The organism is Massilia sp. 05N420 (assembly GCF_056397205.1).
The window spans coordinates 65,118-90,043 of the sequence record NZ_JBFTMX010000025.1; the positions used below are offsets into that span (position 1 = coordinate 65,118).

24 protein-coding genes and 1 tRNA gene are annotated in these 24,926 nt (G+C 66.6%); 21 read left to right on the plus strand and 4 right to left on the minus strand.

Annotation, left to right across the window (positions count from 1 at the left end; all coding sequences use genetic code 11):
* Window positions 1-4 precede the first annotated feature (4 nt).
* From dnaQ to AC1DIX_RS17185, 16 genes are all read left to right on the plus strand, one after another.
* Window positions 5-712: a DNA polymerase III subunit epsilon gene (gene dnaQ, locus AC1DIX_RS17110; RefSeq protein WP_442122075.1), complete on the plus strand. Its 708-nt coding sequence runs from the start codon at window positions 5-7 to the stop codon at window positions 710-712.
* Window positions 713-781: 69 nt separating this feature from the next.
* Window positions 782-856, plus strand: a tRNA-Val gene (locus tag AC1DIX_RS17115).
* Window positions 857-980: 124 nt separating this feature from the next.
* Window positions 981-1,550 carry a DUF302 domain-containing protein gene (locus tag AC1DIX_RS17120; protein WP_477325953.1) on the plus strand — a complete coding sequence of 190 codons (570 nt, stop codon included), beginning with the start codon at window positions 981-983 and terminating at the stop codon, window positions 1,548-1,550.
* A 92-nt stretch (window positions 1,551-1,642) separates the two neighbouring features.
* Window positions 1,643-2,011, plus strand: coding sequence for an ArsR/SmtB family transcription factor (locus AC1DIX_RS17125; protein ID WP_442122077.1), 369 nt, complete (start codon window positions 1,643-1,645; stop codon window positions 2,009-2,011).
* A gap of 121 nt (window positions 2,012-2,132) precedes the next feature.
* Window positions 2,133-3,497 carry a sulfite dehydrogenase gene (gene soxC, locus AC1DIX_RS17130; RefSeq protein ID WP_477325955.1) on the plus strand — a complete coding sequence of 455 codons (1,365 nt, stop codon included), beginning with the start codon at window positions 2,133-2,135 and terminating at the stop codon, window positions 3,495-3,497.
* Complete coding sequence (locus AC1DIX_RS17135) at window positions 3,481-4,539, plus strand: c-type cytochrome (RefSeq protein WP_477325957.1); 1,059 nt, start codon at window positions 3,481-3,483, stop codon at window positions 4,537-4,539. The genes soxC and AC1DIX_RS17135 overlap by 17 nt, the downstream gene beginning before the upstream one ends.
* A gap of 35 nt (window positions 4,540-4,574) precedes the next feature.
* Window positions 4,575-5,009 (plus strand): pseudoazurin, encoded by a 435-nt coding sequence (locus AC1DIX_RS17140; protein ID WP_477325959.1) that lies wholly within the window; start codon window positions 4,575-4,577, stop codon window positions 5,007-5,009.
* A 22-nt stretch (window positions 5,010-5,031) separates the two neighbouring features.
* The gene (gene soxY, locus AC1DIX_RS17145) at window positions 5,032-5,493 is read left to right on the plus strand and encodes a thiosulfate oxidation carrier protein SoxY (protein WP_477325961.1); all 462 of its coding nucleotides are present in this window, start codon (window positions 5,032-5,034) and stop codon (window positions 5,491-5,493) included.
* A gap of 43 nt (window positions 5,494-5,536) precedes the next feature.
* Window positions 5,537-5,848, plus strand: a complete 312-nt coding sequence (gene soxZ, locus AC1DIX_RS17150; RefSeq protein WP_477325963.1) for a thiosulfate oxidation carrier complex protein SoxZ — start codon at window positions 5,537-5,539, stop codon at window positions 5,846-5,848.
* A 52-nt stretch (window positions 5,849-5,900) separates the two neighbouring features.
* Window positions 5,901-6,707, plus strand: a complete 807-nt coding sequence (gene soxA, locus AC1DIX_RS17155) for a sulfur oxidation c-type cytochrome SoxA (protein ID WP_477325965.1) — start codon at window positions 5,901-5,903, stop codon at window positions 6,705-6,707.
* Between the two features lie 9 nt (window positions 6,708-6,716).
* Entirely contained in the window at window positions 6,717-7,340 is a 624-nt protein-coding gene (gene soxX / locus AC1DIX_RS17160) for a sulfur oxidation c-type cytochrome SoxX (RefSeq protein WP_477325967.1), read from the plus strand.
* A 28-nt stretch (window positions 7,341-7,368) separates the two neighbouring features.
* Entirely contained in the window at window positions 7,369-9,081 is a 1,713-nt protein-coding gene (gene soxB / locus AC1DIX_RS17165; RefSeq protein WP_477326030.1) for a thiosulfohydrolase SoxB, read from the plus strand.
* Window positions 9,082-9,101: 20 nt separating this feature from the next.
* Complete coding sequence (locus tag AC1DIX_RS17170) at window positions 9,102-9,590, plus strand: thioredoxin family protein (RefSeq protein ID WP_477325969.1); 489 nt, start codon at window positions 9,102-9,104, stop codon at window positions 9,588-9,590.
* Window positions 9,591-9,633: 43 nt separating this feature from the next.
* Window positions 9,634-10,650 (plus strand): MBL fold metallo-hydrolase, encoded by a 1,017-nt coding sequence (locus tag AC1DIX_RS17175; RefSeq protein WP_442122086.1) that lies wholly within the window; start codon window positions 9,634-9,636, stop codon window positions 10,648-10,650.
* 10 nt (window positions 10,651-10,660) lie between these two features.
* Entirely contained in the window at window positions 10,661-11,089 is a 429-nt protein-coding gene (locus AC1DIX_RS17180; RefSeq protein ID WP_477251875.1) for a DsrE family protein, read from the plus strand.
* Between the two features lie 107 nt (window positions 11,090-11,196).
* On the plus strand, window positions 11,197-11,844 hold the full coding sequence (locus tag AC1DIX_RS17185; protein WP_477325971.1) for a TetR/AcrR family transcriptional regulator: 648 nt from the start codon (window positions 11,197-11,199) through the stop codon (window positions 11,842-11,844).
* Here AC1DIX_RS17185 and AC1DIX_RS17190 read toward each other — a convergent pair.
* The 3 genes from AC1DIX_RS17190 to AC1DIX_RS17200 form a co-directional block, all read right to left on the minus strand.
* Entirely contained in the window at window positions 11,841-13,127 is a 1,287-nt protein-coding gene (locus AC1DIX_RS17190; RefSeq protein WP_477325973.1) for a carbohydrate porin, read from the minus strand. The genes AC1DIX_RS17185 and AC1DIX_RS17190 overlap by 4 nt on opposite strands.
* A gap of 16 nt (window positions 13,128-13,143) precedes the next feature.
* Window positions 13,144-15,576: a membrane-bound PQQ-dependent dehydrogenase, glucose/quinate/shikimate family gene (locus AC1DIX_RS17195; protein WP_477325975.1), complete on the minus strand. Its 2,433-nt coding sequence runs from the start codon at window positions 15,574-15,576 to the stop codon at window positions 13,144-13,146.
* 425 nt (window positions 15,577-16,001) lie between these two features.
* On the minus strand, window positions 16,002-16,361 hold the full coding sequence (locus AC1DIX_RS17200) for an HAD hydrolase-like protein (RefSeq protein WP_477325977.1): 360 nt from the start codon (window positions 16,359-16,361) through the stop codon (window positions 16,002-16,004).
* A gap of 105 nt (window positions 16,362-16,466) precedes the next feature.
* Between AC1DIX_RS17200 and AC1DIX_RS17205 the strand changes: the two genes are divergently transcribed.
* The gene (locus tag AC1DIX_RS17205) at window positions 16,467-17,396 is read left to right on the plus strand and encodes a LysR family transcriptional regulator (protein ID WP_442122092.1); all 930 of its coding nucleotides are present in this window, start codon (window positions 16,467-16,469) and stop codon (window positions 17,394-17,396) included.
* Between the two features lie 10 nt (window positions 17,397-17,406).
* Here the strand turns inward: AC1DIX_RS17205 and AC1DIX_RS17210 are convergent, their stop codons facing one another.
* A complete protein-coding gene (locus AC1DIX_RS17210; protein ID WP_477325979.1) occupies window positions 17,407-19,185 on the minus strand; it encodes a PHA/PHB synthase family protein in 1,779 nt (592 codons plus the stop codon).
* A 171-nt stretch (window positions 19,186-19,356) separates the two neighbouring features.
* Here AC1DIX_RS17210 and AC1DIX_RS17215 point away from each other — a divergent pair, with 171 nt between their 5' ends.
* The 4 genes from AC1DIX_RS17215 to AC1DIX_RS17230 are packed head-to-tail and all read left to right on the plus strand — an operon-like array spanning window position 19,357 to window position 24,819.
* The gene (locus tag AC1DIX_RS17215) at window positions 19,357-21,288 is read left to right on the plus strand and encodes a TOL_0244 family TonB-dependent receptor (protein ID WP_477325981.1); all 1,932 of its coding nucleotides are present in this window, start codon (window positions 19,357-19,359) and stop codon (window positions 21,286-21,288) included.
* Between the two features lie 3 nt (window positions 21,289-21,291).
* Window positions 21,292-21,873 (plus strand): TOL_0243 family YfiR-like periplasmic protein, encoded by a 582-nt coding sequence (locus AC1DIX_RS17220; protein ID WP_477251885.1) that lies wholly within the window; start codon window positions 21,292-21,294, stop codon window positions 21,871-21,873.
* A gap of 2 nt (window positions 21,874-21,875) precedes the next feature.
* Window positions 21,876-24,335 (plus strand): sensor histidine kinase, YfiR-like protein-associated, encoded by a 2,460-nt coding sequence (locus AC1DIX_RS17225; protein WP_477325983.1) that lies wholly within the window; start codon window positions 21,876-21,878, stop codon window positions 24,333-24,335.
* 58 nt (window positions 24,336-24,393) lie between these two features.
* Window positions 24,394-24,819, plus strand: a complete 426-nt coding sequence (locus AC1DIX_RS17230; protein WP_442122097.1) for a DoxX family protein — start codon at window positions 24,394-24,396, stop codon at window positions 24,817-24,819.
* The last annotated feature ends 107 nt before the right edge of the window (window positions 24,820-24,926 follow it).

Genomic DNA, 24,926 nt, shown 5'->3' on the forward strand with positions numbered 1-24,926 from the left:
GCGCATGCGCCAGATCGTTCTCGATACCGAAACCACCGGCCTGAATCCACGCACCGGCGACCGCATCGTCGAAGTCGGCTGCGTCGAAATCTTCAACCGCAAACTGACCGGCAGGAACCTGCACTACTACGTCAACCCCGAGCGCGACTCCGACGAGGCGGCGCTGGCGGTACACGGCCTGACCACCGAATTCCTGAGCGACAAGCCGAAGTTCCACGAAATCGCCGAGGAGTTGCGCGAGTTCGTCAAGGATGCGGAAATCATCATCCACAACGCGCCCTTCGACCTCGGCTTCCTGAACCACGAATTCGAGCGCATTGGCCTGCCGCCCTTCGTCAACCATTGCGCCAGCGTGATCGACACCCTGGTGCAAGCGAAGGAACTGCACCCGGGCAAGCGCAACTCGCTGGACGCGCTGTGCGACCGCTACGGCATCTCGAACGCCCACCGCAAGCTGCACGGCGCACTGCTGGACTCGGAACTGTTGGCCGACGTCTACCTGGCAATGACGCGCGGGCAGAACATGCTGTCGATGGACGTCGAGATCGAAGAGACCGGCGGCGGCGCGCAGCTTGAAGCCGTCCCGCTGGGCGACATCCTCGTGGTGTCGGCTGCCGAGGACGAGCTCGCCGAGCACGAGAGCGTGTTGGCCGCACTCGACAAAGGGGTGAAGGGAGAATGTGTTTGGAGAAAATATTCTCCGCAGGGGTGACAAAACGCAAAACTCCCCCTATAATGCTCGTCATTGCAGCGATGCAATCGCAGCAAAAGCAGCAAAACAGGGRGGTTAGCTCAGGGGTAGAGCACTGCATTCACACTGCAGGGGTCGCAAGTTCGAAACTTGCACTTCCCACCAGGATTCATCGAAAAGGCCGGCAGATTTGCTGGCCTTTTTGTTTCTGCGCTGCCCAGGCGCAAAGCTTGCATCACCCGTCCCCGGCGTTTATCCTCTATGCAACTTTCTAGCTGCGTAAAGCCACATGCCAGCCTTCGCATCCCGCCTCCTGTTCGCCCTATGCCTCATTTCGAGCGTCACAGGATGCAAGACCCTCCAAGTTCTCGCCAACGCCCAGCCGGGCACCACCGCCGAAGCGGCAAGGGTCGCAGGCCGTTGGGCGGACGCGAATGGCGACATCGCCGCGGCAACCACCTGGTCGCGCAAGGTCGCGCCAGGCATATCGCCCAAGGAAGTCGAGGAAGCCTTCGCCAGCGTGGCCGCCGAAGACAATCTGCGGCCGGTAGGCGAGTTGTTCCTGTCCAGGGAGCTGGCCGTCCGCTCCGGCCAGCAGCAAAAGTTCCTGAAGATTTACTCGTATTGCGATCCCTCCACCGCGCGCGCGATCGTCGATTTCAGTCCCGCCATGTCGGCCTTCCTGCCTTGCCGGGTTGCGGTGGTCGAACAGGACGACGGCCTCTGGCTCTACGCGATGAATATGGATGTGCTGCTCCGCCTTGGCCGCTCAATGCCGCCGGAACTGCAGCAGTCCGTGCTGCGGGTGCGCAAGACCATGCTCAAGATGCTCGATCGTGGCGCCGCGGGCGAATTTTGATTGCCGTATGTGGCGATGCAATATCGAAAGTTCTTGCGATAGTGCCAATGTGATGGTTATATGCGCATACACGCATAGATGAATACGAACACATGGACCCCGATCTCGACAACACGGAAATGGCCGAAGTATTCGAGCAGGTGTCGAACTACTTTTTCCTGCTGTCGGAGCCGACCCGCCTGAAGATCCTGCACGCGCTGTGCAATGGCGAGCGTCCGGTCGGCACCATCGTCAGCGAACTCGGCGCCACCCAGGCAAATATTTCGCGCCAGCTGAACATGCTCTACCGTGCCCGCATCCTCGGCAGGCGCAAGGAAGGCGCGCAGGTGTACTACCGCATCGAAGACCAGAACACGATCGAACTCTGCCGGACGGTGTGCACCCACATGGCCGAGAAAGTGAAGAAGAGCCGGCGCATCGACCAGGCTGCAATCGAACACTTCATGTCCACGGACGCATAAGGCGAGGGCGCGCAAGCGCCAGGCAAGGCATTGATTTAATGCGTATATGCGCATGTAGCGATATGCGCATATGACTATATGTGCAGTTGGTAATGCATCATCAACCGGAACGGAACAGAGGATGGATAAACCTGTACGCAGATTTGGCCGTGTCGTGAAGGCGCCCGAGAATTTCCTCGGCCGGGAGCTGATCGACGAGATCAACACCCAGGGACTGGACGAGCAGCGGCGCGGCTTCCTGCGCCGCAGCTTCCTGGCGGCCAGCGCCGCCATGACGGCCGGCAGCGCGCTCGGCCAGGAACGCCCGGCCGTGAGCGGCGGCGGCGATCCGCACATCCTGAACTTGCCGGAACATTCGCGCACCCTCGGCCGTCCGGTAGCGGCGATGCCCTACGGCCTGCCTTCCAAATATGAGGCCAACCTGCAACGCCGCGAATCCCCGGGCCTGACCCGCGTCTCGGCGGCCTCGGTCGCGTTCACGCCGCTGCAGGGCCTGTTCGGCATCATCACGCCGTCCGGCCTGCACTTCGAGCGCCACCACCAGGGCTGGCACGACATCGATCCGACCGGGCACCGCCTGATGATCAACGGCCTGGTGCGCAATCCCAAGGTCTACACGATGGACGACCTGATGCGCATGCCCTCGGTCTCGCGCATTCACTTCATCGAATGCGGCGCGAACACGGCCATGGAGTGGGGCAACGTGGCGGTGCCGTCGGTGCAGTACTCGCACGGCATGCTGAGCTGCAGCGAGTTCACCGGCGTGCCGCTGTCGGTCCTGCTGGAGGACTGCGGCTACGACAAGCGGACCGCCCGTGTCGTCCTGGCCGAAGGCGCGGACGGCTCCTCGATGACGCGCACCATCCCGCTCGACCGCGCGCTCGACGACGTGATCGTCGCCTGGGGCATGAACGGCGAGATGCTGCGCCCGGAGAACGGCTATCCGCTGCGCCTGGTGGTGCCGGGCATCCAGGGCGTGTCCTGGGTCAAGTGGCTGCGCCGCATCGAGGTCGGGGACCAGCCCTACGCCACCAAGGACGAGGCGATCCACTACATGGACGCGATGCCGGACGGGAGCTATCGCCAGTACACCTCGATCCAGGAGTGCAAGTCGGTGATCACCACGCCGTCCGCCGGCCAGCGCCTGCTCGGCACGGGCTTCTACAACGTCACCGGCCTGGCCTGGTCCGGCCGCGGCAAGGTCAGGCGCGTCGACGTGTCGGTGGACGGCGGCCGCAACTGGCGCACCGCGCGCCTGGAGACGCCGGTGCTGAGCAAGGCCCTGACGCGCTTCAACATCGACTGGGAATGGAACGGCGCGCCCGCCGTGCTGCAGTCGCGCGCAATCGACGACACCGGCTATGTCCAGCCGAAGATCAACGAACTGCGCGCGGTGCGCGGCACGCGCTCCATCTATCACAACAATGCCATCCAGTCCTGGCAGGTGGGGGCATCGGGGGAGGTGGCGAATGTCCAGGTTTATTAAGACCGCCGCCGCCATCGCGGTGGCCGGCGCTGCCGTCGTTGCCGCTGCCGCCATCGCAGGCCCGCTGAGCGGCCTCGGACGCACCGCCACGCCGAAGGAGATCGCGGCCTGGGACATCGACGTCCGCCCCGACTTCAAGGGCCTGCCCAAGGGTTCGGGCAGCGTGTCCGCGGGCCAGGCGGTCTGGGAAGGCAAGTGCGCTTCCTGCCACGGCACCTTCGGCGAATCGAACGAGGTGTTCACGCCGCTGGTCGGCGGCACGACGGCGGAAGACGTCAGGAGCGGCCGGGTCGCCGCCCTGGTCAACGGCCGCCAGCCGCAGAAGACCACCTTGATGAAAGTGGCGACCGTGTCGACGCTGTGGGACTACATCAACCGCGCCATGCCGTGGAACGCGCCGAAGTCGCTCACCACCGACGAGGTGTACGCCGTCACCGCCTATCTGCTGAACATGGGCGAGATCGTACCCGACGATTTCGTGCTGTCCGATGCGACGATTGCCCAGGCCCAGCAGCGCATGCCGAACCGGAACGGGATGACCACCAATCACGGCATGTGGGACATCAAGGGCAAGCCCGACGTGCACAGCGTGGCCTGCATGAAGAACTGCCCGGCCGATCCGGCCCCGCGTTCGACACTGCCGGAAGCATCGCGCAACGCCCACGGCAACCTGGCCCTGCAGACGCGTGCCTTCGGCGCCACCCGCGGCGTCGATACCACGCGGCCGGCGCCGGCCAGGCTGGGCGAGGGCACCGCGGCGCCGGCCGTGGCCATGGCCAGCACCGCATCCACGGCGCCGCCGCCGGCATTCCAGGCCAATGCCTGCCTGGCCTGCCATGGCGTCGACAGCAAGGTAGTGGGGCCCAGCTTCATGTCGGTGCGCGCCAAATACAAGGACGATCCCGGCGCATCCGCGCGCCTGGTGGAGAAGATCAGGAACGGCAGCACCGGCAGCTGGGGCCCGATCCCGATGCCGGCCCAGGACCACGTGAAGGACGAGGACCTGAAGGTCCTGGTGGGGTGGATCCTCGCCCCGCAATGAAGCTGTAGCAAGTTCAACTTGGAGATGGAGCACATATGAAACATGCAGTTCTCGGCATCGCCCTGTCGCTCGCCTGCGCGGGCGCCATGGCGGCCGATCACCAGGTCAGGATGCTCAACACCGGCAAGGACGGCAGCATGGTGTTCGAACCCGGCTTCCTGCGCGTCGCCAAGGGCGATACCGTCAAGTTCGTGAAGGTCGACCCCTCGCACAACAGCGCCTCGGTGCTGGTGCCAGCCGGCGCCACGCCGTGGAAGGGCAGGCCGGACGAAGAGATCTCGTTGAAGCTCGACCAGGAAGGGGTGTACCTTTACGTGTGCGATCCGCACAAGGTCATGGGCATGGCCGGCGTCATCCAGGTCGGCAAGCCGGTCAACCTGGCCGAGGCCAAGGGCCAGGCCGAGACCCTGTCGAAGTCCTTCGTCATGAACAAGGATCGCCTCGCCGGCTACATGGCGCAGGTGAAGTGACTCTCAACAAACGGAGAACCGTATGAATCAAAAGCGACGCAACATCATGCGCATCACCTCGGTGCTGGGAGCCGCCTTTGCCGCCGGCCTGCTCAAGCCCGCCGACGTCTTCGCGGCGGAATGGAGCCAGAAGGTATTCGACGCCAAGAGCCTGGAGGCGGCGGTCAAGGAGCTCGGCGGCGACAAGTTCACCGTCAGCCAGGACGTGACCATCACCGGTCCGGACATCGCCGAGAACGGCGCCGTGGTGCCGGTGTCGATTTCCAGCCGCGCGCCGAACACGGACTTCATGGCCATCCTGGTCGAGAAGAATCCGAGCGCCATGTCGGCCAGCTTCAATATCCCCGCCGGTACCGAGCCGGCCGTGACCACCCGGGTCAAGATGGGCGCGACTTCCAACGTCCATGCCCTGGTGCGCGCCGACGGCAAATGGCTGGTCGCCAGCAAGGAAATCAAGGTCACCCTCGGCGGCTGCGGCGGCTGAGCTCCCGGCAGGACATGGCAGGACATAGAGAAAGGAAGAGAACATGGCAGACCCAATGCGTATTCGCGCCAGTATCACCGGCGACACGGCCGAAGTGAAGGTCCTCATGCGGCACGACATGGAGACCGGGCAGCGCAAGGACGCGGGCGGCAAGACGATCCCCGCGCATTTCATCAAGACCCTCCTGGCCAAGGTGAACGACAAGGTGGTGCTGGATGCGAACTTCGGCCCTTCGGTGTCGAAGGATCCCTTCCTGTCCTTCAAGGTCAAGGGCGCCGCCAAGGGCGACAAGGTCAGCGTGACCTGGGTCGACACCGCCGGCGACACCCGCACCGATGAAAGCACCATCAGCTAAAAACAGGTGAGCGCGGCGCAGACTGCGCAGGCCATACCAGGAGGAGAGAGGCATGAGGATCTTACGTTTCGTTTGCGTCGCCTTGCCGCTGCAGGCAGTGTGCGCGCTGGCGCTGGCGCAATCGTCGGCCACCGACGAGATCGCAAAGTACCGGCAGATGCTCGCCGACGGCAATCCCGCCGAGCTGTGGGAGATGCGCGGCGAGGAGCTGTGGAAGAAAAAGGCGGGACCGAACAAGGTCTCGCTCGAGCAGTGCGACTTCGGCAAGGGGCCGGGCGTGCTGAAGGGTGCCTATGCCGAGCTGCCGCGCTACTTCAAGGACGTGGGCAAGGTGATGGACCTCGAGCAGCGGCTGGTGTATTGCCGCATGACCCTGCAGGGACTGAGCCTGGCCGAGGCCACCAGGGTGCCTTTCGGCTCGACCGGCAAGCAGTCGGACATCGAGGCCCTGGTCGCCTACATCACCTCCGAGTCGCGCGGCGTCCCCATGGCCGTGTCGACGAATCATCCGATGGAGAAGCAGGCCTACGAGGCCGGCAGGCAGCTGTTCTTCTACCGCGGCGGCGCCCACGACTTCGCCTGCGCGACCTGCCATTCGACCACCGGCCAGCGCATCCGCCTGCAGGAGCTGCCGAACATCCTGGATAAAGCCAATGCCCAGGCGGCCTATACCACCTGGCCGGCCTACCGCGTCTCGCAGGGAGAAGTACGCACCATGCAGCACCGGTTGTACGACTGCTTCCGCCAGCAGCGCTTCCCGGAACCCCTGTATGCATCGGATGCGATCACCGCGATCACGATGTTCCTGGCGAAGAACGCGAACGGCGGCGTCTACGCCGGCCCGGCACTGAAACGATAGGAGGGCAGCATGAGCATCTTCGCAAGAACCCTGGGCGCGCTGGCCGGCGCCGCTGTTGTGGCGGGCTGCGCCACCGTTGCCGCCGAGTCCGATGCCGGACAGAGCGCGCTGGCGCTGCTGAAGCAGGACTTCCGTTCGAAAGGCCCGGCCACGCTCGAACGCGTGACCGAGCGCGACGAAGCCCAGCAGCTGTGCAGCCAGTATCCACAGGAGCGCCCGGCCGAGGTGGCGACCCGCATCGAGGCTGCCCAGCAGAAGACCATCCGCCCGCCGGCCGACGGCAACTACCTCGGCAGCTGGCAGGAAGGCGAGAAGATCGCCCAGAACGGTCGCGGCATGCAGTCGTCGGATGCGATCGGCGGCATCAACGGCGGCAACTGCTACGCCTGCCACCAGATCACGAAGCAGGAGATCTCCTTCGGTAACATCGGGCCGAGCCTTTACCAGTACGGCAAGCTGCGCGGGAACAGCGAGGAGATCGTCAAGTACACTTGGGGCAAGATCTACAACGCCCAGGCCTATACCGCCTGCTCGAACATGCCGCGCTTCGGCCACAACGGCATCCTGAGCGAGGCGCAGATCAAGGACGTGGTGGCCTTGCTGCTCGACCCGGCGTCGCCGGTGAACCAATGAAGTCAGGGTCGGAGGAAGATCGATGGGTATGAATCGACGCGAATTCGCGCAACTGCTGGGGATCGCCGCGGCCGGCGGCATGCTGCTCGATGCGAAGTCCGCGCTCGCGGCCCCGCGTCCGGACGCGCTGTACGAGCTGCCGCGCTTCGGCAATGTGCACTTCCTGCATTTCACGGATTGCCATGCCCAGCTGATGCCGGTTTATTTTCGCGAACCGAGCGTGAACATCGGCCTCGGCCAAGCGGCCGGGCGCATGCCCCACCTGGTCGGCGAAGCGCTGCTGAAGGAGGTCCGCATGCCTGCGCGCTCGCCGCAGGCGCACGCCTTCACGGCGCTCGACTTCGAGCAGGCGGCGCGCAGCTACGGCAAGGTCGGCGGCTTCGCGCACCTGGCGACACTGGTGAAGAAGATGCGCGCCGGGCGACCCGGTGCGCTGCTGCTCGACGGCGGCGACACCTGGCAGGGCTCCGCCACCGCGCTCTGGACCAAGGGGCAGGACATGGTCGACGCCTGCCTGCAGCTGGGCGTGGACGTCATGACCGCGCACTGGGAGATGACCCTGGGCGACAAGCGGGTGCAGGAAATCGTCGGCAAGGACTTCAAGGGCAAGGTCGACTTCGTGGCGCAGAATGTCAAGACCAACGACTTCGGCGACCCGGTGTTCGACCCCTATGTGGTCAAGGAGATGAACGGGGTGCCGGTGGCGATCATCGGCCAGGCCTTTCCCTACACGCCGATCGCCAATCCGCGCTACATGGTGCCCGACTGGAGCTTCGGCATCCAGGAAGAGAACATGCAGAAGATGGTCGACGAGGCGCGCGCCAAGGGTGCGAAGCTGGTGGTGGTCCTGTCGCACAACGGCATGGACGTCGACATCAAGATGGCGTCGCGGGTGCGCGGCATCGACGCCATCATGGGCGGGCACACGCACGACGGCGTGCCGGTGCCGGTGGTCGTGCCCAACGGCGGCGGCAAGACCCTGGTGACGAATGCCGGCAGCAACGGCAAGTTCCTCGGGGTACTCGACTTCGACGTGCGCGACGGCCAGGTGCGCGGCTTCCAGTACCGCCTGCTGCCGGTATTCTCGAACTTCCTGCCGCCCGACCGCGACATGGCCGCGCTGGTGAAGAAGGTCCGTGCGCCGTATGAAGCCCAGCTGAACGAGAAGCTGGCGCTGACCGAGGGCACCTTGTACCGGCGCGGGAACTTCAACGGCACTTTCGACCAGTTGATCGTCGACGCGCTGATGGAAGTGAAGGGCGCCGACCTGGCATTTTCGCCGGGCTTCCGCTGGGGCACCACGCTGCTGCCCGACAGTCCGATCCTGATGGAGCACCTGATGGACCAGACCGCGACCACCTATTCCTACAGCACCCTGACCGAGATGAGCGGCGCGACCATCAAGACCGTGCTCGAGGACGTGGCCGACAACCTGTTCAATCCCGATCCCTACTACCAGCAGGGCGGCGACATGGTGCGGGTGGGCGGGATGAGCTATGCGATCGACCCGGCGGCGCCGATGGGCTCGCGCATCCGCGACATGCGCCTGAACGGCAAGCCGGTCGAGGCGGGCAAGACCTACCAGGTGGCCGGCTGGGCGCCGGTGGCCGAGGGCGCCTCGGGCGAGCCGGTGTGGAACGTGGTGGCGCAGTGGCTCAGGTCGAAGAAGACGGTCTCGCCGCGCAAGCTGAATACGCCGCGCCTGGTGGGCCTGCAGGGCAATCCGGGCATCATGGCCTAGCCGCCGTGCGAGGGTTCACAATGGCGGCGACGATCAGGGTGGCGACGGCGCTGGCATGCGCCGTGCTGACGTGCGTCGCCCATGCGGAGCCCGCACGGGCCACGCTGCCGGCGGCAGACGATCTTGCCAGCGACGGCCGCACGGCCCTGCGGCGCGGCGTGCCGCTGGTGATCCTGTTCTCGCTGCCGGGCTGCGCCTACTGCGAAGTGGTGCGCCGTCATTACCTGCTGCCGCTGGCGCGCGAAGGCGCGGCCGGCGAGCGGCCGCTGGTGCGCGAAGCCGACCTGTCGTCGGCCGCGCCGTTGCGCGGTTTCGACGGCGAAGCCGGTTCCGGCAGCGCCCTGGGCAAGCGCTACGGCATCCGCGTGGCGCCCAGCGTGCTGGTGCTGGATGGACGCGGGCGGCAGCTGGCGCCGGTACTTGAAGGCGGCGACGTCGCCGGCATGTACGGCGCCTACCTCGACGAAACGCTGGCGGCGGCGCGCCGTGCGCTGGCCGAGAAGCGGTGAACGAACATCTTGACATCGCGCCGGTGCGCGGGAGGAGTGGGGAATGCGCTTGTTTCAGATGATGTCGGCGTGGCTGCGCCGCGCATGGCTGCTGCCGCTGGTACTGATCGGCCTGGTCCGGAGCGCCGCGGCCGCGCCGCCCCAGCCGCCGGTACTCACGCCAATCAAGGTCAGTGCGCACGCCTGGTTCTTCCACGGCCAGCCGGGCGTGGCGGGCAGCGACAACAAGGGATTCATGTCGAATGCCGGTTTCGTCGTCACCGGCGACGGCGTGCTCGTGTTCGACGCGCTCGGCACCCCGGCCCTGGGCGAGGCGATGGTGAAGGCGATCCGCGGCGTCACCTCGCAGCCGATCCGGCGCGTGATCGTCAGTCACTACCACGCCGACCACTTCTATGGGCTGCAAGCCTTCAAGGCCGCCGGCGCCGAGATCTGGGCGCACCAGAACGGCCGCGCCTACCTGGCCTCGGATACGGCGGCCCTGCGGCTGGCCCAGCGCAAGGAAGCGCTCAAGCCCTGGGTCGACGAACGCACCCGCCTGCTGCCGGCCGACCGCTGGCTGAGCTTCGCCGACGGCAGGCCGATCGCCTTCGAGATGGGCGGGCTCCACTTCAGGATCATCGATGCGGGCGGGGCACACGCGCCGGACGACATCATGCTCAGCGTCATTGAGGACAGGCTGCTGTTCGCCGGCGACCTGTTCTTCACCGGCCGGCTGCCCTTCGTCGGCGATGCCGACAGCCGCATCTGGCTGGCGGCGCTGGACCGCATGCTGGCGCTGGCGCCGGCGGTCGTGGTGCCGGGGCATGGCGAGGTCTCGCACGACCCGCGCAAGGATCTCGACCTGACCCGCTCCTACCTGCTATTCCTGCGCAAGACCATGGGCGAGGCGGTGGCCGACCTGAACTCCTTCGACGAAGCCTACGCAAAAGTCGACTGGAGCGCCTACGCGGGTTATCCTGCATTCGAGCAGGCCAACCGGCTCAATGCCTATGGCACCTTCCTCCTCATGGAGAAGGAAAGCCTGGAACCGAACCCGAAACCGTCGCCACAACGTTGAGGAGAATCCCATGAAGCTATTCCGAGCAATCGCCGCGGTGCTGTGCCTGGCCGTCGTCGCAGCCGCCGTCGGCGCCGCCGGCGGACGCGAAGAGAAGGTCGTCTATCACATCAACGATTCGTCGACGGCGATGGCGGCGATGGGGAATATCCGCAACCACCTGAACGCCAGCCCGAAGGCGCAGATCGTCGTGGTGGCCCATGGCCCGGGCATCGACTTCCTGCTCGAGGATGCCAAGGACAAGAACGGCAATCCCTACGATGCCGTGGTCCAGGAACTGTCGAACCGCAACGTCAAATTCAGGGTGTGCAACAACACCCTGGAGGCGCGCAAGATCGATCGCAAGCGCGTCATGCCGGAAGCGACCATCGTGCCTTCGGGCGTGGCGGAAGTGGCGCGCCTGCAGTACCAGGAAGGCTATGCCTATCTGAAGCCCTGAGGGAATTCCTGCGCGAGCCGCAGGGCGTGATCATCTCGGTCCAGGTCGAAGACGTCGATGCCGCATACGCCACGCTCGCTGGGTGCGCGATCGTTTAGAATAGCTCGATGACGAAAGCCAGCCGATCGAAGAACGCCATCCCCGGGGAAGAGGAAGAAGGCACCCGCGACAAGATCCTCAACGTCGCGCTCCAGGAATTCTCCAGGCGCGGCCTGAGCGGCGCACGCATCGACGCCATCGCGGCCGAAAGCGGGATCAACAAGGGCATGATCTACTACTACTTCGGTAGCAAGGAGGATCTGTATGTCGCCGCGCTGGAAGAGAGTTATCGCCGCTTCCGCCAGATCGAGAGCGACTTCCATCTTGAGAGCCTGCCGCCGGTGGACGCCTTGCGCGCACTGGTCGGCGCCAGCTTCGATTTCCATGCCGCGCATCCCGAGTTCATCCGCATGGTAATGAGCGAGAACATCAACCACGGCGAGTACATCCGCAAGATTCCGGAACTGCGTGCGATCAACCGTTCGGCGATCACGGTGCTGGAAAGCCTGTGCCGGCGCGGCATCGCCGATGGCGTGTTTCGCGCCGACGTCGATCCGGTCGACCTGCACATGACGATCAGCGCGCTGTCCTTCTATAACGTGTCGAACCGCCATACCTTCAGCTTCATTTTCGACCGCGACCTCGGCGCGCCCGAGGTGCATGCGGCGCGGCGCGCGTCCGTGATAGACACGGTCCTGCGCGCCGTGCGCGCTTAGAACGTGAGCTTCAGCTGGGTGCCGACCGCGAGCGCATTCCGGGTCGAGCGGTAGCTGAAGGCGCCGGGTTGCACGACGTACTGGACGTCGGCCCGCACACCCAGCCAGCCCCGCGGCTGCAAACCGTAGCTCAGTTCCACCACGGATTCGCCGGCCGGCGGCGCGGCATAGCCGCCGTCATCGAGGTTCGAGAGGGCCGCTACCTCGCGCAGTCGAGGATTGACCTGCGCATGCACCAGGCCCAGCGCCACCGTATCCGTATCCCGGCCGGCAAAGGTGCCGGTCTTGACCAGGCCGGCCGCAACCCAGCGCGTGATCTGGGCCGAGGCCCGCGGGTTCGCCGTGAACTGGCCGAACACCGACAGCCCGCGGCCGCCATGACCGTCGCGCAGGATCATCTGGTCCGCCAGCAGGTACATGCCGTAGCGTCCGTTCACCGTGCCCGCTTCGCCCTGCCGCTTCGCGTCCGCCGTATCGTAGAAGACGCCGAGCTTGTAATGGCCTGGCAGTGCATCGCTGTGCGGCGCGCTGCCGGGCGCATATTCCAGCTCCAGCGGCAGCATTACGCCCGCCGTGCCGGCGGCGAAAGGCCGGAAGGCGTTCCGCCTGTCGCCGAGGCGCGGATTGTCCTGGAACAGGCCGGTGCGGAACAGCAGCTCCGGGCCCAAGCTGTAGCGGACGGCCGCCCCCCAGCGCGCATTCGGATAGTTGTACCAGCCGCTATTGCCCGACAGAGAAAGCGGGTGGGCGCAGAAGGCCGCATTCACCAGCTGGCAGCCGATCGCCATGCCGCCGAGGTCATTGCCCATTGCGAAGTAACCGAGGCGCAGGTTCAGCCGGTCTCCAAGCAGGTTTTGTTCATAGCTGGCCTCGCTCAGGCGGGTGTAGGGACCGCCGTAGACTTCCTGGACCGGCAGCCGGTTGCCGATGTAGTCGGCGGACACGCCTGCGCCGCGCCGGTCGTTGATGGTGAGGTGGAGCGTGGCGCCGGACCAGCCGGCAAGACGGCCCATGTCGACATCGGCGCCGAGGCGCAGCTGCTGGGCATAGGTGCTCCCGCGCTTCAGGCCGCCACTCACGTTGGCGAAGGTCTCGGAGACATAATCGCCCCGGAAGTTCACGCCGGCGTCGAGATACCGGGCGCGCGCGCCGCCCCAGTCCCCGGTCAGGGTGGATTCGTCGGCAGCCGACGCCATCGGAGAAAGCGCTGCCATGGCCAGCAGGGTGGCGCAGGAGGCCGGACGCCAGATGTGCAGGCGCCGAATTTCATGAATTTTTTGCATCAGTTACCTCGATAATTCAGTGCTTCAGCGCATAAGCGATGACGTAATCGCCGCGGTCCGGCGATTGCCGTGCGCCGCCGGCCGAGATCAGCACGTATTGCTTGCCGGTCCTGGGCGATACATAGCTCATCGGCCCGCCCTGGCTGCCCACCGGCAGGCGCGCCTTCCAGACTTCCTTGCCGGTCGCGCTGTCGAAGGCGCGCAGGTAGTAGTCCTGGGTGCCGGCGATGAAGACCAGGCCGCCCTGGGTCGCCAGGGTGCCGCCGAGGGTCGGCATACCGACCGGCATCTTCATGCGCATCTTGATCCCCATCGGGCCGGTGTCCTGCACGGTGCCGACCGGTACCTGCCACAGGATCTTCTGCGTCTTCAGGTCCACGGCGGACAAGGTGCCGAAGGGCGGCTTCTGGCAGGGGATGCCGAGCGGGGACATGAAGCGGTTCTTGTTCACCGCATACGGCGTGCCCTTCAGCGGGACGGCGCCCATGCCGGTGTTGACCGCTTCGCCGCCATTGCCGGCCGGGCCGGCGTCATGCTTCTGCGGGATCATCTGCACCCACAGGCCGAGGCGCATGTCGTTGACGAAGATGACGTGATGGTTCGGGTCGACCGACAGGCTGCCCCAGTTCATGCCGCCCAGCGAGCCCGGGAAGCTGAGCGAGACGTCGGTGCCCGGCGCCGTGAACAGGCCTTCATAGCGCATCGACTTGAAGCTGATGCGGCACATCAGCTGGTCGAAGGGCGTCGCGCCCCACATATCCGATTCCTTCAGGGTGTCCGCGCCGATCTGCGGCATGCCGCTTGAAAACGGTTGCGTGGCCGAGTACTGCTCCTGCTGGATGCCGGCGGTCTTGACCGGGCGTTCCTCGACGCGGGTGAGCGGCTTGCCGGTCAGGCGGTCGAGCACGAAGAGTTGACCGGACTTAGAGCCGAACACGACGGCCGGTCTGGTCGAGCCGTCCCTGGCCGGGAAGTCGACCAGGCTGGGCTGCATCGGCACGTCGAAGTCCCACAGGTCGTTGTGTACGGTCTGGTAGACCCATTTCTCCTTGCCGGTGCTGGCATCCAGCGCGAGGATGGAAGTGGCGTAGCGGTGGTCCAGCGGCGTGCGGTTGCCGCCCCACAGGTCGACCGAGGAACTGCCCATCGGGATGAAGACGGTGTTCATCGCCGGATCGTAGGACATCGGCGCCCAGGAGTTCGGCGTGCTGCGGGCGAAAGTCTGGCCCGGCGCCAACTGCGCGTTCGGATCGTCGTGGCCGGGGTCGAAGGCCCAGCGCATCCGGCCGCTGATGACGTCGAAGCCGCGCAGGACGCCGCCCGGCATGTCGGTCTGGACGTTGTCGGCCACGCGGCCGCCCACTACCACCGTGGTGCCGGCCAGGGTCGGGGCGGAGGTGAGCTGGTATTTCGGATCGTCGGCGGCGCCGAGGCCTGCCTTCAGGTCGACGAAGCCGCCCTTGCCGAAGCCTTCGCACATGGCGCCGGTGTCGGCGTCGATGGCGACCAGGCGGGCGTCGATGGTATTCATCAGCAGGCGGCGCCGGCAGTTGGCGCCGGCTGGCACCGTGGCCGCCGGGACCGGGGTCGCGCCGGCCACGGTCGGCTGGACCAGGGGCTGCGTGGCATCGAAATAGGCCAGACCGCGGCAGCGGTTCCAGACCTGGGATTGCGCGTTGATGGCGCGCTCCCAGATCTTCTTGCCGCTGTCCGCATCGACGGCGATGACGTTGTTATGCGGCGTGCATAAATAGATGCGGTCGCCGATCTGCAGCGGAGTTTCCTGGTCTTCCGCGCCATTGCCGGTGGGGCTGATCGGGGTGTCGCCGGTGTGGAAGGTCCAGGCAAGCTGCAGATTCTTCACGTTGTCGCGGGTGATCTGGTCCAGTGCGGCGAAGCGGCTGCCGCCCGGCGTGTTGCCGTAATTGCTCCAGTTCTTCTGCCCCTGGCCGGGGGCCACCGGCACCAGCGGGGTGGGCGTGCCCTGGAAGGCGACGGTTGGATGCGGCTGGAACATGTTGACGAAGGCGAGCGCCATGCCGGCCGCGAGCAGCAGCGCCATGCCGTAGGCGGCCTTGCCCGCCGCCTGGCCGGTGGCGCGCCTGCGCAGCGACGGCCAGGTCAGCAGGGCCAGCACCATCAGGCCGGTCGGCAGCATCAGGCGCGAGACCAGCGGCCAGAAGTCGATGCCGGCGTCGAGCGGCGCCCAGACCAGGGTGCCGGCGAAGGCCGCGCCGTACACGAGCACCGCGGACGGCTTCTTCCGCAGGAACTGGACGGCGGCCGCGACGATGACGAGGCCCGCGACCAGGAAGTACCAGCTGCCGTGCAGCGAGGCTAGCCTGGCGCCGCCGACGGCGAAGAACAGGCCGGTGGCCAGCAATACCAGGCCGAGCAAACCACACCACACCTTCAGCCCTGTCGAAGGAGGGGTTTCATTTTTAGTCATTACGAATTCTCCAAGAACTAACCATGCAATCAAGCGTTGTTCGTTCAGCCTCGGAGGAGGGGACGCGTCGATTCGTATCGCCTGTGCGGCAGGCCCCGTTCGCCAGGCCGGAGGATAACTAACCAGTTAGTTAAACATGGTCCGTTTTTGTGTCGTCCTGGCTGCGAAGCGATACGAAGCCTGGCCGAAGCTTGTCGGATATGTAATGAATTGCGGCGCGCGATCAGTGTGCTGATGCGGCCCTGGTCTTTGCGGAGCGGGGGAAGTCGAGGGTGATACTAGTCAATCGTCGATACGGCCATCCAAGCGAGGTTTTCCCGAAGACAGGATTTTAACACGCTGGTTCGACGGCCGTTGGGCGATGCCTGTTTGCGAAGGCCGCGCGGTGGCGGCCAGCCATGACTCGGTGGCGGCTCAGTGGCGGCTCAGTGACGGGTTTCGCTGCCGCCCTGCACGCCGATCCGGGCGGTACGGGCGGCGGCGATGGCGTGCGACGAGCTCGTCACGGCCAGCGCCTCGTCGGGCGGCACGCCGAGCTGGTTCAGCACGATGGAATAGGGCGACTTGTGTCCGCGCTCCTTGAAATCCGCGCCGGTCAGCACGACCGAAAAGATGTGGTGGGCAGTGTCGCCGAAGCGGTCGCGCAACTGCTGCTCGGCCTGGCGGTAGGGGAGTTCGGAGATCAGGGCGCAGGGCAGTCCGTGCTCGACCGCTTCGTGCAGCAGGCGGTCCGTGTCCATGTTCACGAATGCGGATAAGTCGAAGATGAGCGCTTGTGCCGTCATGATGATCTCCTTTTCTGAGCCGTTGTTGCTGGATGGGTTTTACTATACGGCCGCGCAAGATAAAATAAAAATAAATATTTCTAGGAATTCGATAAGGTAAAGCTTATGTATCCTGCCAGCTTCAAGCAATTGCAGGCCCTCGTGCTGGTCGCGCGCCACCAGAGCGTCTCGCGGGCCGCGGAAGCCATGCACGTCACGCAGCCGGCCGTGTCCCTGCACCTCAAACTGCTGGAAGAGGCGGCCGGCGTGCCGCTGACCCGCCGCCAGGGCCGCAACATCCAGATGACGGCCGCCGGCGAACTACTCGTGGGCTATGCCGAACGCATCCTCGGCTTGTGGGAAGAGGCAGGCGACGAGATCGCCGCGCTCAAGGGCGTGACCAGCGGTACCCTGCGCATCGGTGCGGTGATGACCGCCGAACACCTGCTGCCGCCGATGCTGGTGCGCTTCACGACGGGGCGCCCGCACGTGCGCATCAAGCTGCAGGTCGGTTCACGGCCGGAAGTGATCGGCATGCTGAGCCGCGACGAGATCGACCTGGCCATCATGGGCACGCCACCGCGCGAATTCCCGACCAGCGCCAGCCGCTTCGCCCGTCACCCGATGGCCTTCTTCGTCGCCCCCGGCCACCCGCTGCTGGCGAAGGCGGCAGTAAGCCTCGACGACATCGCCGCCGATAACCTGCTGGTGCGTGAGCGCGGTTCGGGCACGCGGGCGGCCATCGACCGCCTGTACGAGGACGAAGGCGTGCCGCTGGCGATCGGCTCCGAGCTGTCGAGCAATGAGGCGATCAAGCAGATGACGGCGGCCGGCCTCGGCGTCGGCTTCCTGTCCGTGCACGCCTGTACGCTGGAGGTCAGGAATAATCTCCTCAGCGTGCTGCGGGTGCCGGGCGTCAAGGTCCAGGGCGACTGGCACGTGATGCACAAGGCCGCGCGTGCGATCCCGACGGTGGCCGCCTCCTTCCACGAATTCATGGTCGAGCACGGGCAGCAACTGATCTCGGACGAGCTGGAAAGCTTCGCCTGGGGCTGAGGCCTGCGAATCAGGGCTGCAGGACGTAGACGCCGGGCGCGTCGCCCAGGCTCTCGACCGGAGCCGGGGGCGCCGTCAGCGGACCGGCACGCGCAGCCAGCCAGGTCTCCCAGGCCGGCCACCAGCTGCCTTCGTGGTGCTCGTTCGCCGCCTGCCAGGTGTCCGGCGCAACGTACGGGGCGTCGTGGGCATGCGAAGCGATCTGGTAGCTGCGCCTGGGCGTGCCGGGCGGCGACACCACGCCGGCATTGTGGCCGCCGGTGGTCAGCAGGAAGGTGACGTCGGTATCGGTCAGCGGCACGATCTTGTACACCGAATGCCAGGGCGCCACGTGGTCGGTCATGGTGCCGACCGCGAAGATCGGGATATGGATGTCGGTCAGCGCCACCGCGTGGCCGTCGACGATGTAGCGCGCGCTGGCCAGGCTGTTCTTCAGGAACAGCTTGCGCAGGTATTCGGAGTGCATCCGGTAGGGCATGCGGGTGGCGTCGGCGTTCCAGGAGGCGAGGTCGTTGTCCTTGTCGGGAATGTCGAGCAGGTAGTGGCGCAGCCGCCGCGACCAGATCAGGTCGTTCGAGCGCAGCAGCTGGAAGGCGCCGGCCATCTGGCGGGTGTCGAGGTAGCCCTGCTGCCACATCACGGCTTCCAGGAAGGCGACCTGGCTGTCGTCGATGAACAGCGAGAGCTCGCCCGGTTCCGTGAAGTCGACCTGGGCCGCCAGCAGGGTCATGCTGGCCAGGCGCCGGTCGTGGTCGCGCGCCATCGCCGCCGCCGCGATCGCCAGCAGGGTCCCGCCGAGGCAGTAGCCGCAGGCGTTGATGTTCGCCGCGCCGGTCTGGGCGACCACGGTGTCGAGCGCCGCCATCACGCCGAGGCGCCGGTAATCCTCGAGCGAGAGATCGCGGTCCTCGGCGTCCGGGTTTTTCCAGGAAACCATGTACACGGTGTGGCCGTGCTCGACCATGTAGCGCACCAGTGAATTCTCCGGCGACAGGTCGAGGATGTAATACTTCATGATCCAGGCCGGCACGATCAGCAGCGGCACGGCGTGGACCCGGGGCGTCTGCGGGTCGTAGCGGATCAGCTCGATCAGGTGGTTTGCCATCACCACCTTGCCGGGCGTGACCGCGACGTCGCGGCCAGGGCGAAAAGTGACGGCGGCGGTGCCGGCCAGCCCGCGGCGCAGGTCGCCGGCCACGCGCAGGGCGCCGTGCAGCAGGTTTTCGCCGCCGCTGGCGAGGGTGGCCTGCTGCGCCACCGGGTTGGTGGCGATGAAGTTCGAGGGCGCCAGACCGTCCAGCAGCTGGCGGGTGAGGAAGGTGACGACGTCGCGGTGGTGGGGCGACAGGCCGCGCACGCCGCTGGTGGCGCGGTGCCACCACATCTGCGTCAGCAGGAAGCCCTGGCTCATCTGGTTATAGGGCCAGGTGTGCCAGGGAGGGGCGCTGAAGCGCTTGTCCTGGGCCAGCGGCCGCACCGGTTCCTCGCCATTGCCGAGCAGGGCGGCGGTGCAGTAGCGCAGACCTTCCTCGACGCTGGTGGCGGCCTGCATCGCCAGCTCCATCTGCTTGGCGGGCGACAGCAGCAGGTGGACCGCCCAGTCCTGCCAGGCCGCGGCCAGGGCCGCCGGCGACACATAGCCGGTCATGCGGCCCAGCCAGGCATTCAGGGCGAGGTCGACGTGGGCGTGCTCGACGCTGGATTCGGGGTAACGCGGCGGGATGCCGCCCTGCCAGGCGCTGGCTTCGCGCATCTGCTCGCTGGGCGGTATGTCGGGACGGGCGTTCATGGCGGCGACCTTTCGGAAGAGGGCATGAGTTCGACCAGAACTGGGCGGTAAAGTGCCGCGCGCTGGTGAAGTTTCCGTATACACACAGTACGTACAACAAGGATAAGTTTGTGTCGCGGAAATTTATTGCGTTACAATGCCGCACGAATTTTCCGCCCAGGCTGTTTAAACGTGTTCGGTAAAACTAGACTGCTCCCGCTGGCGCATTGTATCGCCCTTTCCCTGATCGCCTTCGATGCCCGGGCCCAGGCGTCCGCGCCCGATCCGCGTGATCTCGGCGACCTCAGCCTGGAAGAGCTGGCCAACATCCAGGTCACCTCGGTGTCGCGCCGCCCGGAAGCCTTGTCGGGAGCCGCTTCGTCGATCTTCGTCATCACCGGCACCGAGATCCACCGGGCCGGCGCCGCCACCTTGCCGGAAGCCCTGCGCCTGGCGCCCAACCTGCAGGTGGCGCGCGTCGATGCGCGTAACTATGCGGTCACGGCGCGCGGCTTCAGCAGCGCCTTCGAGAACAAGCTGCTGGTGCTGATCGATGGCCGGACCGTGTATTCGCCGCTGTTCTCCGGCGTGTTCTGGGACGTCCAGGATGTGGTGCTGGAAGACATCGACCGGATCGAGGTCATCAGCGGGCCCGGCGCCACCCTGTGGGGCGCGAATGCCGTCAACGGCGTCATCAACATCATCACCAAATCGGCGGCCGGCACCCAGGGCACCCTGGTGAGCGCCAGCGCCGGCAAGGACGAGCGCAACGGCGCGGTGCGCCATGGCGGCGCCCTCGGCAACGGCGGCCACTACCGCGTCTACGGCAAATACGCCGCCGACGACGACGTCGACCGCGAGAACGGCGCCCGCAGCCGCACCGGCTGGCGGCGCCAGCAGGCGGGCTTCCGCGCCGATTGGGGCGACGCGGCGCGCGGCGCGACGGTGCAGGGCGATGTCTACGACGGCAAGCTGCAGCAGGCCGGCACCGCGGACATCGCGGTGCGCGGCGCCAACCTGCTCGGCCGCCTCAGCCGGAGTTTCGCCGGCGGCTCGACCGCGACCCTGCAGATGTACTGGGACCATACCGAACGCGACCAGCCGCTGGCCTTCGTCGAGCACCTCGACACCCTCGACCTGCAGCTGCAGCACGCGGTGGGCCTGGGGGAGGGCCATCGCCTGGTCTGGGGCGGCGGCTACCGCTGGGGCCACGACCGCGTCGACAACGGCGCCGCCTTCGGCTTCCTGCCGGGACACCTGAACCTGCACTGGGCCAACCTGTTCGCCCAGGACGAGTTGGCCCTGCGCGACAACCTGCGCCTGACCGCGGGCCTCAAGTTCGAAGACAACAACTACACCGGCGTGGAGGTGCTGCCGACCCTGCGCCTGGCCTGGAATCCGCAGCCGTCGACCCTGGTGTGGGGCTCGCTGTCGCGCTCGGTACGCGCGCCTTCGCGGATCGACCGCGACCTGTATTCGCCGACCCGGCCGGCGCTCGTCGGCGGCGTGCCGCAATACGCGATCGCGGGCGGCCCGGACTTCGAATCCGAGGTCGCCAACGTGTTCGAGCTCGGCTACCGCGCCCAGCCGCTGCCGGCGCTATCGTATTCGGCCACCGCCTTCTTCGGCCGCTACGACAAGCTGCGCACCATCGAGCCGAACCGGCATGGCAGCGGCTCGGTGTTCCGCAACCTGGCCGACGGCCGTACCCGCGGCATCGAAGCCTGGGCCAGCTGGCAGGCCGGCAAGAACTGGCGTCTCTCGGGCGGCGGCGTGGTGCAGCGCATCGACACCGCCGTCAACCCCGAGAGCCGCGACCTGAGCGGCGCCACCGGCCTCGCCACCAGCGATCCCAGCCATTACTGGATGCTGCGCTCCTCGCACGACCTGGCGGACAACCAGGAGCTGGATGTCACGCTGCGCCACGTCGGCGCGCTGCCCAGGCCGGCCGTGCCGTCCTACACGGCACTCGACCTGCGCTACGGCTGGCGCATCCGCAAGGGCCTCGAGCTGAACCTGATCGGCCGCAACCTGCTGGATCCCCGGCACGCCGAGTCCGGCGCGGCCGGCGTGCGCAGCAGCTACGAGCGCGCCGTCCTCCTCAAGCTGGTCTGGAACCTGTAAGCCGTGCGACCCCTGCGCATCCTGTTCAGCAGCGCCTTCCTCGCCGGAGTTTGCCTGGCGGGCGCCGGCCTGGGCGCGGCCGCCGGTGCCGCCGCGGCCGGCGCTCCCATCGTCGCCAGCGAGGAAAAGGTCGAGGCGGCCTACTTGCACAAATTCCTGAATTACGCGGAATGGCCGCCGGCCGTGTTCCCGCAGGCCGACAGTCCCTACGTGATCGGCGTGGCCGGCGACGACACCGTCGCCGACGAGCTGGCGCGCATCGCCGCCGGCCGCAGCGTCAACAACCGCGGCGTGGTGGTCAAGCGCCTGCTGCCGGGCGACGCCGTCAACGAGCTGCACATGCTCTTCGTCGGGCGCGGCGAACGCGGCCGGCTGGCCCAGTGGCTGCGCCCGGCGAAGGGGCGGGCGATCCTGACCGTCACCGCCTTTGACGGCGCGCTGGATCAGGGCGCCATCATCAACTTCCGGACCGTCGACGACCGGGTCCGCTTCGAAGTCTCCGTGGACGCCGCCGAGCAGAGCGGCATCCACCTGAATTCGCGACTCTTCAGTGTTGCGACCAATGTGGTGAAAGGAAACCATTAAGCATGTTCGGCGCCGTAAAACAATCGATCTCCCGCAAGCTGGTGCTGGGCGTATTGGTGACCACCCTGACCGCGCTGCTGGTCGCCTGCGCCTCCATGCTGGTGCTCGACGTCCACAACTACCAGACCGGCTGGGCCGACGACCTGCGCGCCCAGGCCGACATCCTGGCCGAAGTGACCAAGCCGGCCCTCGAATTCAACGACGCCGGCGTGGCCCGGGAAAACCTGCTGCAGCTGCGCGCGCGGCCGCCGATCGTCACCGCCGCCATCTACCGCCCGGACGGCAAGGTGTTCGCCAGCTATGCCAAGGCCGCGCAGGACCTGGCGCGCCTGCCGAAGCGCCTGCCGCGCCCCGGCCAGACCATCGACGGCGGCAAGATCGGCGTCGCCACGCCGATGCTGCGTAACGGCGAGCTGGTCGRCACGATCTACGTCGAGGCCGAATATCCGCTGATGGCCCAGGTGCAGCGCTACCTGTCCATCCTCGCCGCGGTGCTGGGCGGCAGCCTGCTGGTGGCCATGCTGATGTCGAGCTGGCTGCAGGCGGCCATCATCAAGCCGGTGCTGGCACTGACCGACGCGGTCGACCGCGCGATGCGCAAGCGCGACTTCTCGACCCGTGTGCCGAAGACCACCGAAGACGAGGTCGGCGTGCTGGTCGACGCCTTCAACGGGATGCTCGGCGAAGTCGGCGAGCGCGCCAAGGCGCTGGAAGAATCGCATGCCCGCATGCAGCACGAGATGGACGTGCGGGTCGAGGCCGAGGATGCCGTGCGCCAGCTGAACAACTCGCTGGAAGAGCGTATCCGCGAACGCACCGCCGAGCTGGAAAAGACCCACGCCCAGCTGCGCCAGTCGCAGAAGCTGGAGGCGATCGGCCAGCTGACCGGCGGCGTGGCCCACGACTTCAACAACGTCCTGCAGGTCATCGCCGGCAACCTGCAACTGCTGCAGATGTCCCTGGCGGGCAATCCCGAGGCCCAGCGCCGCCTGGAATCCGCGGCCTTCGCGGCCGACCGCGGCGCCAAGCTGTCGTCCCAGCTGCTGGCCTTCGCGCGCCGCCATCCGCTGCAGCCGGTGGCGACCAATATCGGCCGGGTACTGCGCGGCATGGACGACCTGCTGCGCCGAGCGCTCGGCGAATCGGTGCAGATCGAGACCGTGGTCGCCGGCGGCCTGTGGACCACCCTGGCCGACCCGCACCAGCTCGAGAACGTGATCCTGAACCTGGCCATCAACGCGCGCGACGCCATGAAGGGCGACGGCCGCCTGACCCTGGAACTGAACAACGCCATGCTCGACGACAACTACGTCCTGCACGAGCCGGAAGTGGCGCCCGGCCAGTACGTGATGCTGGCGATCTCGGACACCGGCTGCGGGATGCCGCCGGAGGTCATCGCGCGCGCCTTCGAGCCCTTCTTCACGACCAAGCGCGAAGGCGAGGGCACCGGCCTGGGCCTGTCGATGGCCTATGGCTTCGTCAAGCAGAGTAACGGCCACATCCGCATCTACAGCGAAGTCGGCAGCGGCACCACGATCAAGATCTACCTGCCGCGCTCGATGCAGCCGGAAGTCGAGCTGCCGAACCTGCGCAACGCGCCGGTGCTGGGCGGCTCGGAAACCATCCTGGTGGTCGAGGACGACCTGGCGGTGCAGGCCACCGTGGTCGACATGCTGCAGGGCCTGGGCTACCGCGTGCTGAAGGCCAGCGACGGCCAGGGCGCGCTGACCATCCTGCAGAGCGGCATCCCGGTCGACATGCTGTTCACCGACGTCGTCATGCCGGGCCCGGTGCGCAGCATCGAGGTGGCGCGCCAGGCCAAGCAGATGTTGCCGGCCATCGAAGTCCTGTTCACCTCCGGCTACACGCAGAACGCCATCGTGCACGGCGGACGCCTCGATCCGGGCGTCGAACTGATCAGCAAGCCCTACCGCCGCGACGAGTTGGCGCGCAAGATCCGCCAGCTGTTCGCGGCGCGCAAGGAGGCTGCCGTGGCGGCGCCGGCGCCGGCCTTGCCGCTCGAACCGGCGCCGCCGATTCCGGCGCCGCCGATTCCGGCTCCGGCTGCCGATGAGGAAGCCGCGCTGTCGAGCGCCGCCCGGCCGATCTCCATCCTGGTGGTCGAGGACAACCAGGACGCCCGCGCCATGCTGTCCGAGCTGCTGCTGGTGCTCGGACATGCGGTGGAAGGCGCGGGCAGCGCCGAGCAGGCGCTCGAGATCCTGGCCGAAAGACAATTCGACATCCTGCTGACCGACCATTCGCTGCCCGGCATGACCGGCCTCGAACTGGCGCGCACGGTGGCCGGCCGCGGCATGGGAATGCGGATCATCTTCTCGTCCGGCTACGGCGCCCCGGATACTCCGGGCCTGGCGGTCAAGCCGTCTTTCCTGCCCAAGCCCTTCACCCTGGCCGCGCTGCAGCAAGTACTGGATGAGGCCACCTGCGCGGACGGCGCTTGAGTTCGGGCGGATTCAGGATATGATTCCGGTGGTGTACTCGACAAAAGGAGGCATCGCCATGGAAACCTCGAACGTCCTGCATCCCGCCACCGACGACCAGGGCAAGCTGCTGCTGCGCGTGCTGCTCGCCGTCCTGCTGCTGTTCCATGGCGTTTCCAAGCTGATCGGCGGCATTGGTATGATTACCGGCATGCTCGACAAGCTCGGGATCCCTCATGTGGTCGGCTATGGGGTCTACGTGGGCGAGGTGATCGCCCCGCTGCTGATCCTGGTCGGCCTGTTCACCCGTGCCGCCGCCCTCGTGGTCGTGATCAACATGATCGTCGCGCTGATGCTGGTGCACACCAAACAGTTCTTCACCCTCAACGAGACCGGCGGCTGGGCGCTGGAGCTGCAGGGCATGTACCTCGGCGCCGCGGTGGCCGTGGCCTTGCTGGGCGCCGGCCGTTACAGCCTCGGCGGCGCGGCGGGGCGCTTCAACTAAAATGGCTCTTTTGCGGCCGACGCCGTGAACCACCGGCCCTGATTCGGGTATCAACGGTGCCAGTCAAACCCGCGCATGCGGGCCAGACGGCAATCCATTGACCAACC